This is a genomic window from Cystobacter fuscus (assembly GCF_044360685.1).
Lineage (GTDB): Bacteria > Myxococcota > Myxococcia > Myxococcales > Myxococcaceae > Cystobacter > Cystobacter fuscus_C.
This window is the reverse complement of the sequence record NZ_CP043491.1, coordinates 7,409,209-7,425,736: the sequence shown is the minus strand read 5'-3', so window position 1 is coordinate 7,425,736 and position 16,528 is coordinate 7,409,209. Positions and strand designations below refer to the sequence as shown.

General features: G+C 68.0%; 15 protein-coding genes. 6 read left to right on the top strand and 9 right to left on the bottom strand.

Features of this window, described 5'->3' with window-relative positions; all coding sequences use genetic code 11:
• Positions 1–4 precede the first annotated feature (4 nt).
• The gene (locus F0U63_RS30290; RefSeq protein ID WP_395835094.1) at positions 5–718 is read right to left on the bottom strand and encodes an alpha/beta hydrolase; all 714 of its coding nucleotides are present in this window, start codon (positions 716–718) and stop codon (positions 5–7) included.
• A 300-nt stretch (positions 719–1,018) separates the two neighbouring features.
• On the opposite strand from F0U63_RS30290, the gene F0U63_RS30285 reads away from it, so the two are divergent.
• Both F0U63_RS30285 and ycaC read left to right on the top strand, forming a co-directional pair.
• Positions 1,019–1,300, top strand: a complete 282-nt coding sequence (locus tag F0U63_RS30285; protein ID WP_395835092.1) for a hypothetical protein — start codon at positions 1,019–1,021, stop codon at positions 1,298–1,300.
• Between the two features lie 228 nt (positions 1,301–1,528).
• Positions 1,529–2,176, top strand: coding sequence for an isochorismate family cysteine hydrolase YcaC (gene ycaC, locus F0U63_RS30280; RefSeq protein ID WP_395835090.1), 648 nt, complete (start codon positions 1,529–1,531; stop codon positions 2,174–2,176).
• Between the two features lie 15 nt (positions 2,177–2,191).
• On the opposite strand, the gene F0U63_RS30275 is transcribed toward ycaC, so the two are convergent.
• From F0U63_RS30275 to F0U63_RS30260, 4 genes are read right to left on the bottom strand one after another with little or no spacing between them, the layout of a single operon-like run.
• A complete protein-coding gene (locus F0U63_RS30275) occupies positions 2,192–2,767 on the bottom strand; it encodes a biotin transporter BioY (RefSeq protein ID WP_395835088.1) in 576 nt (191 codons plus the stop codon).
• Positions 2,764–3,375: an energy-coupling factor transporter transmembrane component T family protein gene (locus F0U63_RS30270; RefSeq protein WP_395835086.1), complete on the bottom strand. Its 612-nt coding sequence runs from the start codon at positions 3,373–3,375 to the stop codon at positions 2,764–2,766. The genes F0U63_RS30275 and F0U63_RS30270 overlap by 4 nt, the downstream gene beginning before the upstream one ends.
• A complete protein-coding gene (locus tag F0U63_RS30265; protein ID WP_395835084.1) occupies positions 3,372–4,067 on the bottom strand; it encodes an energy-coupling factor ABC transporter ATP-binding protein in 696 nt (231 codons plus the stop codon). The genes F0U63_RS30270 and F0U63_RS30265 overlap by 4 nt, the downstream gene beginning before the upstream one ends.
• A gap of 43 nt (positions 4,068–4,110) precedes the next feature.
• Positions 4,111–5,133, bottom strand: a complete 1,023-nt coding sequence (locus tag F0U63_RS30260; RefSeq protein WP_395835082.1) for an NADP-dependent oxidoreductase — start codon at positions 5,131–5,133, stop codon at positions 4,111–4,113.
• 291 nt (positions 5,134–5,424) lie between these two features.
• Between F0U63_RS30260 and F0U63_RS30255 the strand changes: the two genes are divergently transcribed.
• From F0U63_RS30255 to F0U63_RS30245, 3 genes are read left to right on the top strand one after another with little or no spacing between them, the layout of a single operon-like run.
• Complete coding sequence (locus F0U63_RS30255; RefSeq protein ID WP_395835080.1) at positions 5,425–7,599, top strand: PAS domain-containing protein; 2,175 nt, start codon at positions 5,425–5,427, stop codon at positions 7,597–7,599.
• A gap of 9 nt (positions 7,600–7,608) precedes the next feature.
• Positions 7,609–7,929, top strand: a complete 321-nt coding sequence (locus F0U63_RS30250; RefSeq protein WP_395835078.1) for a DMT family transporter — start codon at positions 7,609–7,611, stop codon at positions 7,927–7,929.
• Between the two features lie 27 nt (positions 7,930–7,956).
• The gene (locus F0U63_RS30245; protein WP_395835076.1) at positions 7,957–9,141 is read left to right on the top strand and encodes an aminotransferase class I/II-fold pyridoxal phosphate-dependent enzyme; all 1,185 of its coding nucleotides are present in this window, start codon (positions 7,957–7,959) and stop codon (positions 9,139–9,141) included.
• On the opposite strand, the gene F0U63_RS30240 is transcribed toward F0U63_RS30245, so the two are convergent.
• The 3 genes from F0U63_RS30240 to F0U63_RS30230 form a co-directional block, all read right to left on the bottom strand.
• The gene (locus tag F0U63_RS30240) at positions 9,126–9,593 is read right to left on the bottom strand and encodes a MaoC family dehydratase (protein ID WP_395835074.1); all 468 of its coding nucleotides are present in this window, start codon (positions 9,591–9,593) and stop codon (positions 9,126–9,128) included. The genes F0U63_RS30245 and F0U63_RS30240 overlap by 16 nt on opposite strands.
• A 54-nt stretch (positions 9,594–9,647) precedes the next feature.
• Entirely contained in the window at positions 9,648–11,831 is a 2,184-nt protein-coding gene (locus F0U63_RS30235; protein ID WP_395835072.1) for an ATP-binding protein, read from the bottom strand.
• Positions 11,832–11,976: 145 nt separating this feature from the next.
• Entirely contained in the window at positions 11,977–14,730 is a 2,754-nt protein-coding gene (locus tag F0U63_RS30230; protein ID WP_395835069.1) for a beta-propeller fold lactonase family protein, read from the bottom strand.
• Positions 14,731–14,935: 205 nt separating this feature from the next.
• Between F0U63_RS30230 and F0U63_RS30225 the strand changes: the two genes are divergently transcribed.
• Positions 14,936–15,535, top strand: a complete 600-nt coding sequence (locus tag F0U63_RS30225) for a hypothetical protein (RefSeq protein WP_395835067.1) — start codon at positions 14,936–14,938, stop codon at positions 15,533–15,535.
• A 6-nt stretch (positions 15,536–15,541) separates the two neighbouring features.
• Here the strand turns inward: F0U63_RS30225 and F0U63_RS30220 are convergent, their stop codons facing one another.
• Positions 15,542–15,916 carry a YccF domain-containing protein gene (locus tag F0U63_RS30220; protein ID WP_395835065.1) on the bottom strand — a complete coding sequence of 125 codons (375 nt, stop codon included), beginning with the start codon at positions 15,914–15,916 and terminating at the stop codon, positions 15,542–15,544.
• Positions 15,917–16,528: the final 612 nt, after the last annotated feature.

The window sequence follows — 16,528 nt, the reverse complement described above, 5'->3', positions numbered from 1 at the left end:
CCCCTCACCGGGCGGTGAACCAGGCCAGCGCCTCGCGGGCGATGTCCTCCGGGACGGTGTGGGGTCCGTCGAATTCGCGGTAGAGCACCGAGTAGCCCGCTCCCTGCACTCGCGGGACGATGCGCCGGCTGCACGGTCCGATGCGCAGCACCTCGTCCTTCACCCCGTGGGAGATGAAGATCCGCGGCTCGCCACGCTGCGCCGCCGGGGCGAGGAAGCCCGGTGAGAACGCCACCACGTGGGTGAACAGCTCCCCGTTGGTGATTCCCAGGGACAGGGCATACGACGCCCCATCGGAGAAGCCCTCGAGGGCGAGGTGCCTCGGGTCCACCGCGTAGCGCTCGAAGACGTACGCCAGCGCCCGGTCGATGAAGGCCACGTCCTGCCCGTAGTCGTCCTCGGCGATGATGTCCCAGGTCGGGCCCCGGGACTCCGGCGCGAGCAGCAGGAGGCCCGCCTCGTCCGCGAGCTTCTGCCAGGGGCTGAGTGCGTGGCGCGCATTGCCTCCCGCGCCGTGCAGCATCACCACCAGGGGCGCGGGCTGATCCTCCCGGTACCCCTTGGGCACGTAGAGAAGCCCGTCGCGTCTGGCGCCGAGCCCCAGTGGCCTCAGGCCCCGCTCGGGCGCCTCCACCGTGGGCGGATGGGGGCGCGCGCGCAACTGGCCGGTCTTCGCTTCGTCATGCGGGGCTCGCGCCCGCGTTTCATTGCCTGGCATGTCCTTCGATTCCTTCGAGAAGCTGACTCCACACGCGAGCAGCAGCACGGCTCCGGCTCCGCCCATCCAGGCGAAGACGGCCCGAGCCCCTCTCCGCGCGATACGGGTAGGGGGGGTCATGTCGTCCCTGTCTTCGTCATCCCGCCTCACCGGCGCGACCTGAACTCTGGGCAACACCCCCGCCCCGCGCCTTGCTCCCGTACTGGAGGGGCTCTCTGGCTGGGGAAGCGGCCGGACGAGCGGACCACTGGATGACATGCGCGAGGGGGAGACCGCACCTTGGAGCAGGAGGTGTTCACCATGGCCGACGAACCCATCGACAGGCAGCACCAGCGCGAGCGGGAGCAGGAGCGCCAGCGGTTGCGCGAGCAGGAGGAGAAGGATTTGAAGGTGGAGGCCCACCGGGGGTCACGCCCGCTGGAGGGCTTCGCGGGAGGACACACCACGTGGACGGGAGCGCAGGACGACGAGGCCGCCGCGCGGGTGCACGCGGGAGATGCCGAGGCGTCCTGGCGGGCCAGTGAGCGTCAAGCGCGCCTGGAGCCCGAGCCCGAACGTCGCGACGAAGACGAGGACGCGTAGGGGGCGGGCTGGGGTGATGGTGTCACCGCATTGTCCCGTGCATGGAACAGTGTGTGCAGGGGTTCCGGCTTATGGGTGAAGTGTTGGAGATGTATATCCACTTCACCGGTCGCTGACCGGGGGGCCAGTCCAGCGGGCCAGCCCCTCTCCATCGGGGTTTCGTACACCCCGCCCAACCCTTTCTTTGACGCCATCACCGCGCATCAAGCGCACACCGAGGACAAGATCATGAGCAAGCCCTACAGCCGTCTCGACATCAACAACGCGGCGGTTCTGCTGGTGGACCATCAGGCCGGTCTGCTGTCGCTGGTCCGTGATTTCAGCCCGGACCAGTTCAAGAACAACGTGCTCGCCCTGGCCGACCTCGCGGCCTATTTCAAGCTTCCCACCATCCTGACGACCAGCTTCGAGGACGGCCCCAACGGTCCGCTGATGCCGGAGCTGAAGGAGAAGTTCCCCAAGGCGCCCTTCATTCCGCGCCCCGGGCAGATCAACGCCTGGGACAATGAGGACTTCGTCAAGGCGGTGAAGGCCACCGGACGCAAGCAGCTCATCATCGCGGGCGTCGTGACGGAGGTGTGCGTCGCCTTCCCGACGCTGTCGGCCATCGCGGAGGGCTTCGAGGTGTTCGTCGTGACCGATGCCTCCGGCACGTTCAACGAGGTGGTGCGCCACTCCGCGTGGAACCGGATGTCCGAGGCGGGCGCGCAGCTCATGACGTGGTTTGGCGTCGCCTGCGAGCTGCACCGCGACTGGCGCCGTGACGTCGAGGGTCTGGGGACCCTGTTCTCGAATCACATCCCCGACTACCGCAACCTGATCACCAGCTACAACACGTTCAAGGCGGTCAATGCCGCGCCCAAGGCCATGCCTTGAGGAGGAGGCCCGGAGTCAGGGCGTGGGAGCGGGGGGCTCGGTGGCCCGAGGGGGCTGGATCAGGGGCCAGGCCCGCTTGAGGGTCACGGCGGCGGAGGCGGCGAAGGCCGCCTTCACGCAGTCCCCGGGGAGGAAGAGCAGGGAGCCCCACGCGGCCTTGGGGAGCGGCAGCCCCGCGGAGGCCGCCAGCCAGGGGATGCCCACGGCGTAGATGACGCCGATTCCCCCCAGCACGTTGATGGCGAAGGCGAGCGGCACGGACAGCCGGTGCCAGGCGCGCTCGGTGAGCCAGCCGATGACGAAGGCCGCGGGGACGAAGCCCACGAAGAAGCCGCCCGTGGGTCCCGGGTAGACGGCGAGCCCGCCATGGCCTCCAGCGAGCAGGGGCAGCCCCGCGGCCACGAGCAGGTGGAAGAGCAGCAGGGACAGGCCCGCCTTGCGCGCCCCCAGCGTGGAGCCGGCGAGCATCACGCCCAGCGTCTGCGCGGTGATGGGCACGGGGATGACGGGCAGGGTCAGCGGGGGCAGCAGCCCCAGCGCGGCCATGAGGGCGGCGAACAGGGCGACATGGACGAGATCACGGGTCTTCACGGAGGATCCTCGGCGTCGAAGCAGCGCGCGTCGATGGCCTCGGCGAGCGCGTCGGCGGTGCGCAGGGTCTTGACGAGCAGCGGAACGAGCACGGCCAGCGGGTGGTGCTCCAGGCCGCGAGCACGCTGGGCCTCGCGCACCTCGTGCACCCAGGTGGCCACCAGGGGGATGAAGCGCAGGGTGAGGGCGAGCAGCAGGCCCAGGCGCGCGGGACTCACGCCGAAGCGGGCCAGGGGCCGCAGGGCGCGCTGGAGCGTGTCGAGCTGATCCGAGGCGCGCGTCGTGAGGGAGACGAGCATCGCGAGCAGCACCAGCACCGCGAGCCGCAACACCGCCCGGGTGGCGGTGTCCCAGCCGGACAGCACGCCTTGCAGCACGAAGAGCGGCAGGAGCACCCAGGCGGACAGGGGGAGGACGAAGGCGAGCTCGCGCGGGCCCAGGCGCGCGAGCGCGTAGAGGCCGAGGGTGGTGGCGAGCGCCGCCGCGAGCACGGGCGGCGAGGAGAAGAGCAGCAGGGCGATGGCCGCCCCGAGCAGGCCGAGCATCTTGGCGCCCGCGGGGGTGGCATGCACGGGGGAGGCGCGGTGGACGTAGAGGCCGAGGCTCATGCCATGCTCCGCACGTAGGCGTCGAGCGCGGTGGCGGGCACGTCGTCGTGGACGATCCGGCCCTCGTCGAAGACGAGCACGCGCTCGAAGTCGCGCAGCAGCTCCAGATCATGGGAGACGACGATGGTTGTCTGGGGCAGCTCGTGGATGGCCTGGGCGAAGCGGCGCCGGTTGCGCAGGTCCAGCAGCGTGGTGGGCTCGTCGAAGACGATGTAGCGCGGCGCCATGACGAGCACTCCGGACAGGGCGAGCAACTGCTTCTGGCCGCCACTGAGCAGGTGGGCCGGATGGTGGCGCAGCGCCTCCAGATCGTAGCGCCGCAGGGCGGTGGTGACGCGCTCGGCGATGTCGGCGGGGGACAGCTTCAGGTTCTTCAGCCCGAAGGCGAGATCCTCCTCGACGGTGGGCAGGACGATCTGATGGTCCGGATTCTGGAAGACGAAGCCCACCTGGCGGCGCACGGCGCGCGCGTGCGTGCGGGTGTCGAGCCCGTCCACGAGCACACGGCCACGCTCGGGTACCAGCAGGCCATTGAGCAGCCGCGCGAAGGTGCTCTTGCCGGAGCCGTTGCCGCCCACCACGCCGATGCGGCGCTCGGACAGGGTGAGGTCGAGGCCCCGGAGCACGGGGCGCTCGCCGAAGTGGTGGTGGACGGCGTGAAGCTGGATCATCGCGGCGACGGAAGGCCGCACTCTATAGCGCCTTTTGGGCGCCAGGAGGGGAAGAGGCAGGGGCTCAGGTGGGCGAGGAAGCGAGCCGCACGACCATCTTGCCCGTGTTCTGCCCACGCAGCAGGCCGATGAAGGCCTCGGGGGCCTGCTCGATGCCGTCCACCACGGTCTCCTCCAGGCTCACCTTGCCCTCGCGCAGCCAGCCGGACATGTCGCGCAGGAAGGTGGGGAACTGGTCGCGGTGGTCGGAGACGATGAAGCCGCGCAGCGTCAGGCGCTTGGTCACGGCGAGAAAGAGGTTGCGCGGGCCAGGGGGAGGCGTGGTGGCGTTGTACTGGGAGATGGCTCCGCACAGGGCGATGCGCCCGAAGTTGTTCATCTTCCCGATGGCCGCCTCGAGCTGCTCGCCGCCCACGTTGTCGAAGTAGATGTCGATGCCCTCGGGGCAGGTGCGCTCCAGGGCCTCGGCGGTGGGCCCGGACTTGTAGTTGAAGGCCTCGTCGAACCCGAGCTTCTCGCGCAGGTGCTTCACCTTCTCGTCCGAGCCGGCGCTGCCCACCACACGGCAGCCCTTGAGCCTGGCGAGCTGCCCGACGAGCCCGCCCACCGCTCCCGCCGCGGCGGACACGAACACCGTCTCCCCCTTCACGGGCTTGCCGATGTCGAGCAGGCCCACGTAGGCCGTGTGGCCCGGCATGCCGAGCACCCCGAGGTAGGCCTGGAGCGGCGCCAGCTTGGGGTCCACCTTGGCGTAGCCCTTCGCGTCGCCCACGTTGTACTCACACCAGCCACCACTGCCGACGACGAAGTCGCCTTCCTTGAAGTCGGGCGAGCGCGAGTGCAGCACCTGGCCAACGGTGCCTCCACCCAGGGCCTGTCCGAGCTGGAAGGGCGGAGCGTAGGACTTCGCGTCGTTCATCCGGCCCCTCATGTACGGGTCCACGGACATGAAGTGGTTGCGCACCAGGAGCTGACCCTCCGCGGGCTCGGGGATGCTCACCTCCGTCAGCTCGAAGTTGGCCCGCGTGGGCTCGCCCTGGGGGCGGGACTTCAAGCGGATCTCTCGTCCCTTGTACGCCTTGGTCATTGCTGTTCCTCGCTGTGTGGGTTTCCGTCCGCGTGCCCGATGCCTGGCCCGGGACGCGGGCGGTTGGATGCCCCACGGCGTGGGATGGCTCGCGGAAATGCCACTCAAGTGAGCAGTAGTGGGCAGTTGGAGGCAGGGGGATGCCCGTGCGCCCCCGCGTCATTGCATGTTCCAGACTTGAACCGTCCATCAGGTGCGCTGAGGTCGAGTGCCGATGGAGCGTCTTGGTGAAGGGTCGAACCCGTGACTTCACGCTGCTCGCCGCTCACTCTGGGTGTAGCCTCTCTAGAAATGCCGGTGGACGAGCGCCAACGCCTCGAAGCCCTGACCCGCTCGGGGCTTCTCGATACTGCTCCCGAGCCCGATTTCGATGACATCGTGCGGCTCGCCGCCGAGTCGTGTGGAACGCCCATCGCCCTCATCAGCCTGTTGGACCGGGAGCGGCAGTGGTTCAAGGCGAACGTGGGCCTGGAGGGGGTGGAGGAGACGGATCGGAACATCTCCTTCTGCACCCATGCCATCGAGGGGGAGAGCCTCTTTCTCGTCGAGGACGCGCGGGCGGATGTGCGCTTCGCCACCAACCCGCTCGTCCAGGGGTTTCCCTTCATCCGCTTCTATGCGGGCGCCCCCATCCAGACGGAGGATGGCTACAACCTGGGCACCCTGTGCGTCATTGATCCGCGGCCCCGGACGCTCAGTGACTCCCAGCGTCACATCCTGCTCGGGCTCAAGCGGCAGGTGGAGTTGTTGCTGCGCCTGCGTGCCCAGATGCAGAAGATGAGGGAGCACAACGAGGAGCTGGAGCGGACCCAGGAGAAGATGCGCCTGCTCAACGCGACGCTCGAGGCGGAGATGCGCGAGCGCCAGCGCGTCGAGACCCGGCTGCGCGAGAAGCAGGCCCTGCTGCGCAGCATCCTCACCCACATTCCGTACTCGGTGTTCTGGAAGGACCGCAACAGCGCCTACCTGGGCGCCAACCCGCAGTTCGCGCGGGACATGGGCGTGGCGTCTCCCGCGGAGCTCCTCGGGAAGACGGACCTCGAGCTGCCCCTGCCGCGCGAGCTGGCCGAGAAGTACCGCCAGGATGACGCCGCGGTGATGGAGTCCGGCGTGCCCCGGCTGTCCTTCGAGGAGCCCCTGCGGCTGCTTGGCGCGAAGGAGGATTCCTGGGTGCTCACCAGCAAGGTGCCACTCAAGAACGAGGATGGCTCCGTGCGGGGCATGGTGGGCATCTACGCCGACATCAGCGAGCGCCGGCGCCAGGAGGCGGCGCTGCGCGAGGCCAAGTCGCTGCTGGAGCGCTACGCCGCGAGCCTGGAAGCCCAGGTGCGCGAGGCGCACGAGCGCAACAACTACCTGATGGAGAACTCGGGCGAGGCCGTCTTCATGCTGCACGAGGACGGGCGCGTGCTGCACGTCAACCCCGTGGCGGAGCGGCTGTTGGGCATTTCCGAGGAGCGTCTGCGGGGCACGGTGCTCGAATCGCTGTGCCTGGAGAACGAGCGCGAGACCCTGCGCCAGGCCCTGAGGGAGCTGCTCGCCTGCGGCACGGTGCGCCTGGAGAACCAGGGCCTGCGCTCGGCCACGGGCGAGCGTGTGGTCCTGAGCATCACCGCCTCGCTCCAGGTGACGGGAACGCAGCGGCGGATGCTGCTCGTGGGCCGGGACGTCACCGAGAAGTGGCGGCTGGAGCAGCAGTTCATCCAGAACGAGCGGCTCGCGTCCATGGGCGCGCTGGCGGCGGGCATCGCCCATGAGATCAACAACCCGACGGCCTACGTGCTCTCCAACCTCACCTATCTCCAGGAGTGCCGTGACGAGCTGGAGGCGACCCTGTCGGCGATGCCGGGACTGCCGCCGCGCGTGGGGGAGACGCTCGCGGAGGTGAAGGACATCCTCTCCGAGTCCCTGACCGGAGGCCGGCGCATCCGGGACATCGTGCGCGACATGCGCTTCTTCTCCCATACGGCGGGCGAGGAGGTGGCGCCCGTGGACCTGCATGCGTGTCTGGACGTCGTGCTGCGCATGGCCCACGCCGAGTTGAAGCACACGGCGCGGGTGGAGAAGCACTACGCGAGCGTGCTGCCGCTCGTCCCCGCCAGCGAGGGCCGGCTGAGCCAGGTCTTGCTCAACCTGGTCATCAACGCCGCGCACGCCATGCGCTCCGGGACGCCGGAGCACAACCACCTCCGGGTGAGCACCGGGGTGGAGGGGGATTGGGTGCGCATCGACATCGCCGACACCGGCACGGGCATCCCCCCCGAGGTGCTGCCCCACATCTTCGAGCCCTTCTTCACCACCAAGCCCGCGGGCGCGGGCACGGGGCTCGGGCTGTCCATCAGCCAGTCCATCATCCAGAAGATGGGGGGGGAGATCCGGGTGCGCAGCGAGCTGGGCCGGGGCACCACCTTCGTTCTGCTCCTGCCGGTGAATGGCCGGGGCACGAGCGAGCCCGTGCACGACTGAGGAGGCCGGGTGTCCGCCAGGAACATGGTGTTGCTGCTCTTCACGGCCGTCTGCTTCGCGGGGGGCGGCATCTTCATGAAGCTCTCGGAGGGGGTCTCCCGCCCCCTGCCGACGCTGGCCTTCCTGGGGCTCTTCGTGTTGGGGGCGGTGCTCCAGGCGTTCGCGCTGCGCCAGGCGGACCTGGGCGTCGTGTACGTGGCGGTGCTCGGACTGGAGGCGGCCCTGACGCTCGTCTTCAGCGTGGCGCTCTTCCACGAGAGCCTGTCGCCCAGGCGGCTGCTCGCCGTGCTGCTCATCCTCTGCGGCGTGGCGTTGCTGCGCGGTGACTAGGGGGCGTGGTAGAGGGGCGCCCGTCCCATGTCCGAGCACAAACCCCTGCGTCTGCGCCAGCTCTCCGCTTCCGTCTTCTCCACCATGGACGAGGCGCGCCAGCGCAAGCTCGCCACCGGCGCCGACGTCCTCAACCTGTCCATCGGCAGTCCGGATCTGCCTCCCGCTCCCCATGTCATCGAGGCCCTCGCACGGGCGGTGCGGGAACCGGGCCATTACGGCTACCCGCTCAAGGATCTGCCCGCCTTCCGGGAAGCGGTGGCGTTCGCCTATCAGCGCCGCTTCGGCGTGACGTTGGATCCTGGCACCGAGGTGCTGGGGTTGACCGGCTCACAGGAGGGCCTGGCCCACCTCACCCAGGCGTTCACGGATCCCGGAGATCTCGTGCTGGTGCCGGATCCGGGCTACCCCATCTACACGGCGGGGCCCGTGCTGGCGGGGGCTCAGTTGTATCCGGTGCCCTTGAAGGCCGAGCACGGCCACCTGCCGGACCTGGAGGCGCTGCCGGAGGACGTCAAGCGGCGGGCCCGGCTGTTGCTGCTCAACTACCCGAGCAACCCGCTCGCGGCCATCGTCCAGCCGGGGTTCTTCGAGAAGGTGGTGGCCTTCGCGCGCCGCTACGGCACGGTGGTGTTGCATGACGCGGCCTACAGCGAGCTGGCCTTCGACGGGTACCGGCCGCCGAGCTTCCTGGAGACGCCGGGCGCGCGGGAAGTGGGCCTGGAGTTCAACTCCCTGTCCAAGACGTACAACCTGGCGGGAGCGCGCATCGCGTACGCGGTGGGCAACGCGAGGCTGCTCGGACTGCTCGCGGAGGTGAAGGCCCACCTGGACTACGGGCTGTTCCGTCCCATCCAACTGGCCGCGGTGGCTGCCCTGACGGGGCCGCAGGAGAGCGTGGTCGAACTGGCGGCCACCTACCAGCGGCGCCGGGACGTGCTGGTGGACGGGCTCGTGCGCGTGGGCTGGAGCGTCCCCAAGCCCCGGGCCACCATGTTCTGCTGGGCCCCCATTCCCCGGGGATTCGAGTCCAGTCTCGCCTTCTCCATGGCCCTGCTGGAGCGGGCGGGGGTCACCGTGGTGCCCGGCAGTGGCTTTGGCGCGATGGGCGAGGGGTATGTGCGGCTCGCGCTCGTGCAGGGCGAGGATCGCCTGGCGGAGGCCGTCGAGCGGGTGGCGCGCTCGGGCCTGCTGGCTCACGCGAGCATGTAGCGGTAGAGCCCCTCGGCGACGCAGGCCGGCTTGGGCTCGCCCTCGATCTCGATGGTGGCGATCATCAGGGCCTCGACCCCCTTGGGCAGGTCCTTGAGTTCCTTCAATTCGAGCGCCAGCCGGTAGCGGGCGCCGGACTTGAGGGGGGCGGGGAAGCGCACCTTGTTGAGGCCGTAGTTGAGCACGAGCGAGAAGCCGCGCACCTCGAGGACCTCGAAGAACAGGCCGGCGATGCGCGAGACGGTGTAGTAGCCATGGGCCACGGGCACGCCGAAGGGCGACTCGCGCGCGCAGCGCTCGCGGTCCAGGTGGATCCACTGGAAGTCGCCCGTGGCCTCGGCGAAGCGCGCGATGTCCGCATCCGTGAGCGTCTTCCACTCGGAGTGGCCGAGCTTGCGCCCCACCGCCGCTCGCAGCGCTTCGAGTCCCTCGATGATGGTCTTGTCCGACATGGGCCGTGATTCCTTTCCGTGCACTCGGGTGGATACAAAGCAGAGATGGACGCTTCAGGCGCCGCTATTTTCTGAAGGAGTGTCCTGGCGTCTGGTTTGCGGCTGGATGGGTAGCTCGAGGATGAACGTGGCGCCCTGACCGGGTCCCTGGCTGCGAGCCACCAGCGAGCCACTCATCTCCTGGGCGGCCAGGGCGCTGGAGTGCAGACCGAAGCCGTGTCCACCTTCCCGGGTGGTGAAGCCATGTTGGAAGATGCGCGTGAGCATCTCGGGCGGGATTCCCACCCCATTGTCCTGCACGGAGAGTTGGATCCGCTCGGCGTCGAGGCGTCGCAGGCGCACGGTCACACACCGCTCCTCCTCGGGCACGGACTCCACGGCGTACTTGGCGTTGCTGATGAGGTTGACGAGGATCATCAACACCTTGTGCTTCTCGAGCATCACCGGGGGGAGTGCTTCGAACTGGCGTTCCACCCGGACGGAATGCCGGCCGAGCGCGGCCTGGTTGATGCGCAGGGCATCCTCCAGCAATTCCGCCAGGTCGACCGACTCGTAGAGGTGCTGGGGAGTCCGGGCGTACTGCTGCTGCAACTTGACGATGGCGCCGATGTGCTCGGTGTACCGGTTGACGTCGTTGAGCAGGGTATGGATTTCCTGGCGCTCCTCCTGCATGTGCTTGCCCAGCCGACTGAGGAAGGGCAGCACGCCGCGGCCGCGCTCGTCCTGGGTGAGGAAGGTCGCGAGATCTTGCTGATGCGCCTCGAACAGGCCCACCACGCGCTCCACGCTCTCGACCTTCAGTCCCGCGAGCCGCTCACGGGCCATCAGCGCCGAGGTGTGCACGCTGTTGAGCACGTTGCCCACGTTGTGCAGGACGTTGGTGGCGACCTCGGCCCGGCCCACCTGCCGCGCGGTGTCGACCAGTTGCCGGTGGACCGCTTGCAGCTCCCGGGTGCGCGACTCCACGCGCTGTTCCAGCCCCTCGTTGGCCTGCCGCAAGGCCTCCTCCCGCCGTTGGAGCTCACTGGCCATGCGCTGGAACGCCTGGGCGAGCCGTCCCAGCTCGTCGCCGCGGGAGAGATCCAAGCCGACCTGGAAGTCACCGCCCGCCAGCCGGTCGGTGGCCTGGGTGAAGGCCAACAGGGGGCGGGAGATCTGCTGCTTGAGCACCCAGTACATGATGCCGAGCTCTAGGAGCAGCGACAGCACGCCGAACGCCAGGATGTAGCGTGCCACGCCCAGGGCGGTCGAGGAGACGGCCTGTTCGGGCAGGATCGTCACGAAGATCCACCCGGGCCCCTTGAGCGGGGCCGTGGCGGCGTACTCATTGGATTGGGGCAGTTTCTTGATGACCTGCTCGGGCGAGCGTCGGATGGCCTCCAGGATGGCGTTCACGTGCTGCTGGTAGGGGGTGGGGTTGAACTCGGCGAGCGAGATGCCTGACGCGCCGGTGTTCATCTTCATCGCGGGGTGGGCGAGCAGCTCCCCATTGTCACGCAGGAGCATGTTGTAGGCGCTCGGCAGGTGCTCGTTGATGGTGCGCTCGAGCAACTGCTCGATGAGGATGTCGTGGGTGAGGGTCGCGATGTGCTGGCCGTCCAGATCGACGGGCGTGGAGGCGGAGACGGACCACGTGTGGGCGACGGGGTCCGCGATGATGCCGGTCCAGACGGTCTGGCGGAGTGGATCCTTCTCGGGCGTGCTGAGGGCGTAGAAATCGAACTCGTTGACGTTGAACGAGGGCGTGGCGTCATGGCACCAGGTGGGCTGGGCGGGCCAGTAGAGGACGATCGCGCCGCCGGGAAACGAGATGTACGTGTCCGTGAAGCGCACGTGGAAGGCGGGGCCATACTGCGAGAGCACGTCGTAGGCGGCCAGGAGTGAGCGCTGCAACTGCGCGTCGACGTTCAATCCCCGGGGGAGGAAGAGACAGGGCATCCGGGTGCCATCGAAGCCCTCGAGCCGGCTGCGGGTGGATCCATCGGGCAACTGGACGAACAGCCGGTCGAACGGTGCGCGGGGATCCTCCTGGCGCCAGAAGCGGACCCGTTCCTCGAAGACCTGCTTGAGCAGGGCGTGGTTGTCCTGGGCGAGCACGAAGATGGCCTGTTCGCGCTGCACGCGCTCGAGGACGCCGCGCTCCAATTGGACGAGCGTTTCGGTGCGCAGGGCATTGAAGATGTGGAGGTAGCTGAAGAAGGTGGTCAGCGCGATGATGATCGCGATGCGCACGCCCATGTGGATGAGCGTCGAGCGGGCCAGAGAGGAGGGCGGGGGGGCGGAGGGCGGCGGGGGCATGGAAGAGGATGGGCGTTACCCCCAGGGGGGTGCAGCTGTGGGGAGTTCCGCCGGGCGTCGAGGCCTGGCGGCTCCCGGGTGTGGCTTAGGGCTCGTCGCCGTCGAGAACCCCATTGAGGTTCCGGTCAATCCCGATGCGCTGCCCGGAACCGGGAGGGACACAGGTATAGGTGAGGGCGCCACGGGTGATGGAGACGAGCTGGCGGAGGGCTGCTTCGGAGAGTGGCGGCAGGGCCGCGTGGTCGGGCTTGAACCCGCCGTTGCGCAGGTAGAGGAAGCCCACGGGTCTGGAGGCCAGTTGTCCCTTGGCGACCAGATCGCACTCTCCCACATGGGCGCGCGCCATCAGCAGGTGGAGGCGGGAGAGCGCCTCGGCTGGGGAGGCGTCCGTGAGGGTCACCTGCTGGCCGACGATGGGAGCGAGGTTGCTCTCGAAGGCGAGCATGTACAGCTCCATGTTCGCCTTGGCGGCGAGCCCCTCGGGCGTGTTGGGGATGCCGGAGGGGTTGTCTGGGATGACATCGAAGCTGCTGTTGAAGCGGAACAGGGTGGGGATGGCACCATCGCTGTTGAAGCCGAAGCCGCGGATCTGCTCCCCGAGGAAGGGATCCGCGGGCTGGAGACCGAAGGGGAAGCCGGCGCCGAACATGCCGACGCGCTGGTAGAGGTTGCGCAGGTGGGGCACCTTGGGGAACAGCGGCTCGGCGTCGAAGGACGAGCTGCCGTTGGTGCCGAAGAAGCCGGCGAAGGCGCCTTCCTGGGGGTTGGCGGTGGGGTCGAGCTGGTGGCAGCTGCCGCACGGACCATGGAAGAAGCTGGTGGTGTTGAAGAAGAAGTCGCTTCCCGCCTGCTGCTGGGGGGTGAGGGAGTTGTCCAGGTTGCGGATGGGGTTGGGCGGGTAGGTGATCTGAAGGACGAAGTCGGAGAACTGTTGCATCTCCGCCGGGGAGAGCTGGGCGGAGCGTCCGAGCAGGTCCATGAAGGCGGGGTTGAACTGCTTGAATGCCGCGGCCTCGTCGAGCGCACCGCCATTGGGCTGGGCGTTGGGGGCGTCGTTGCCGCCGGTACGGTCGCCGCGCCAGTGCATGGGTCCGTGGTTTGCCATGCCGCGCAGGCTCTGGGTGAGCAGGGGGCCCTTGAGCGGATGGAAGCCAGGATCCTGACCGAAGGTGGGATCGGTGCCGAACTCAGGCAGCACGGGGACGATGGGGTTGGGGTTGTTCGCCACGGCGGCATCCGGGTTGCCGAGATCCCAGGCGAGGCTGTCGAAGTCGCCGAAGATGTGGCAGCTCGCGCAGGACGAGTCGCCATGGCTGGAGCTCCTCCTGGCGTCGTAGAGGAAGGGGCGGCCGGCCACCACGCTCGGCGGCTCGGGGTTGAACAGGGGCAGGTGGGCGATTTCCCGCTTCGTGGCGGTGTTGACGACGGAGATGGCGTTGTCGAAGCGCGTCAGCACGTACATGCGCCCGCGCGCCTCATCGAGCACCAGGCCCGTGGGGCCGCCGCCGCTCAAGGGGATCTGGTGGGCGGTGTCGGGCACGAAGGTGTCGGCCTCGAGCGCGGCGGTGGAATAGACGCCGAGCTTCGAGGAGCCGAACGCGGCCACGTACAGGGTGGTGCCGTTGGAGCTCACCGCCATGCCAAGCGGCTGGGCGAGGCTCTTGTCGTTCTCGGTGTTGGGGAGGGCGGCGCAGCAGGCGGCGTAGTTGATGTGCTTGTTGAGGTGCCTGGGCGCGACGCCCGAGGCGCTGAGCACCGAGATGCGGCTCTCGTGCAGGTGGCCGCGCAGGCTGGTGCCGGCGAAGGTGCCGGGCCCCTCGAAGCGCAGCTCATTGCGGGCCTCGGTGTTGCTCACGTACACCTTGCCGCTCACCGGGTTGACGGCCATGTTGAACAGGATGGTGCCCACGCCGGAGTAGAAGCCGGACGAGCCCGCGAGCTGTGCCGGGGGATTGGCGGTGGCATCGATGACGAACACGTCCTTGTCCGGCAGGGAGAAGCGCACCTTGTCCGTCCAGGTACGGTTGAGCACGTCGCGCCAGTCCGTGCCGTCGAACTTCACGAGGACGGAGACCTCGGGCCCCCGCAGCCCCTGGGAGTTGACGTTGGGTCCGGGAACGCCGCCCACCGACTCACCGCCATTGGGAACGAGGCTCTCGTGAATGACCGAGCTGCGGTTGCCTGAGTGGAAGACGGCGGCGTAGACGCGCGAGCCATCGGGAGTCACCGCGAGCGCGCGGGGCGTATCGCCAAAGAGGGTGAGGAGGGTGAGGGGGTCGCCACCGAGCGAGGCGCCTGTCCTGTTGGCATCGAAGACCCAGACATCGGCCCGGCCGACGCCCGGCGTGGTGAACTGAGGGTCGAAGGGCACGTTCTGGCCGCGGTGGGCGGCGGTGATGAAGGCGCGGCTCTTGTCCGGTCCGGCGAAGACGATGTCGCGAGGCTCGTCACCGACGAGCAGGGTGCGCACCACGGCGCCGCGGGTGTTCCTGTCGTCGAGCTTCACGATGCTCACGCTGTCGGACAGGTGGTTGACGACCCACACCTCATCATCGCTTCGAGCGGCGACCGCGACCGGCTCGAGGCCGACGGGAATCGACACGAGCGGCACGAGGCCCGATGGCTTGATCTGGAAGACCTCGAGGCGGTTGTCGGGGGTATTGACGGCGTAGAGGAACCGGCCGCTGGGTGACAAGGCGAGGGGTCGCACCTGCCCGCTCTCGAAGAGGGTGAATGGCGCGGCGAAGGCTCCGGTGCTTGCCGCCATGAACAGAAGCCACGTCACGGCGAGGGCTGCTTGGGACACGACCGGAGGAACAGCCTTGATGCGAGCTACCATGCGGCCACCTCGCGGGGAGCGAACCGTAGGATTCCGGGGACGGTGAAAAGACGAAGATACACTGATTCAACGAGCGCTCGATTCCACGGCAGGTCAGCGAGGGAGGGTGAAGCGCCTTGAGCCGGTGGTCGCTGTGCCCTAATGATGATGGCCGTCGCGGCTTCGAAGGACCTTCCCCTCGAGACGTTCGACCCACGAGCGCACCATGCATCGCACCGTGCTGATCATCTTCTTTTCGCTGTGGGTCCTGTCGCCGGGGATGGCGCGAGCGGAGGACGACGTCCTGACGCGGTTCCGGGATTGGTTCTCGGGCATTGGCAAGCCGAAGCCACCGGTGGAAGAGGACCTGGGGGCGCGCAATACCTTCACCATCAATCCCCTGGCGCTCTCGCACTCACAACTTGGGATCGAGTACGAGCGGGCCTTTGGCCGCGGCTTCTCGTTGTACGTGGCGCCGGAGTTCGCTTACGGCCGCACACCGGAAACCTGGAGTCTGGGTTTGTCGGGGACTCTGGGTATCCGGCTCTTCGTGTTGGGCACTGCGCCGAGTGGCATCTACTTTGGCCCCGAGCTGAGTGCGAACTACCAACTTCGCTCACAGGAGCGGGTGCGACGCAGGGGGATTGGGGTGGGGCTGGGCGGGAGCGTGGGCTGGACGCTGGTGTTGTTCAATCGGTTCACGCTCGCCGCGGGCTTCTCGGCCCAGTACCGCTCCATTCCCGACCTGGAGTCCCCGGCGGGGGAGGGTGCACTCCGGGTGGAGATCGTGCCCACGCCTCGTCTGGCCTTTGGCGTGGCGTTCTGAGGCCGCTCACGCGTTGCGTACGAGCTTGCCGAAGGGAGCGAGGGCGAGCAGAGCGAGCTTCACGTGCTGGATGGCGAAGGGGATTCCGATGAGGGTCACGGCGAGCCCCAGGGCGAGCCCGATGTGACTCAAGAAGATCCACACGCCAGCGGCGACGATCCAGAAGACGTTGAGCACACAGCCCAGGGAGCTGGCGCCTGGCACGTCGACGATGTCCTTGCCGAAGGGAAACAAACCGAGTCCGGCGAGCTTGAAGCACTGCACTCCAAAGGGGATGCCGACGATGGTGAGGCAGAGCAGGAGCCCACCGAGCAGGTACTCGAGCGCGATGATGAATCCACCACCGAGTACGACCCACAGGAGATTGAGGAGCAGTCGCATGGAGTGGGAGCTTATCGCGTGGGTGCACACCGAGCGATGGTGGTGCACATGGAAGCGCGAACCCTACAAGCGCTCGTCTCTCTGCCTGCAGCGAGGATGAGCCCGGAACGTTCGAGATGCTGTGTTCCCCAACCACCTTCCCGATGCGCGGGTGGAGTTGACTCCTCGAACGAAGCTGTTAGATACATCAGCCCCTCGGCAAGACGACGTCGCGCAAGCCACATCGCGGTGACGACTTGGCGAGAAAGACGAAATAGGGAGTCGACGAAACACTGTTGACTCAAGACGCGGCGGTGGTAGAAGCCGCGCCCCCACGAACCGGCGACGTCACGCAGGCGACAGAAGGCGGAGAGCGGGGAAGAGGAAGTCGACGAAGGTGGTTGACTCCTCTGGGGCGAAGCGATAGAAGCCGCGCCCCCTCGGAAAGAAAGGCGAAGCCGCACTGGCGGTGGGAGCCTCTGGCCGAGCGAAGCACAACAGAGCGAAATAAGAAGTCGACGAAGCGGTGTTGACTCGAAACGCGGTGGTGGTAGAAGCCGCCTCCCCCCAAGCCGAAGAAGTCACGCAGGTGACGAAAGCGGCGGGCGGGAAAAAAACGAGTCGACGAAGCGA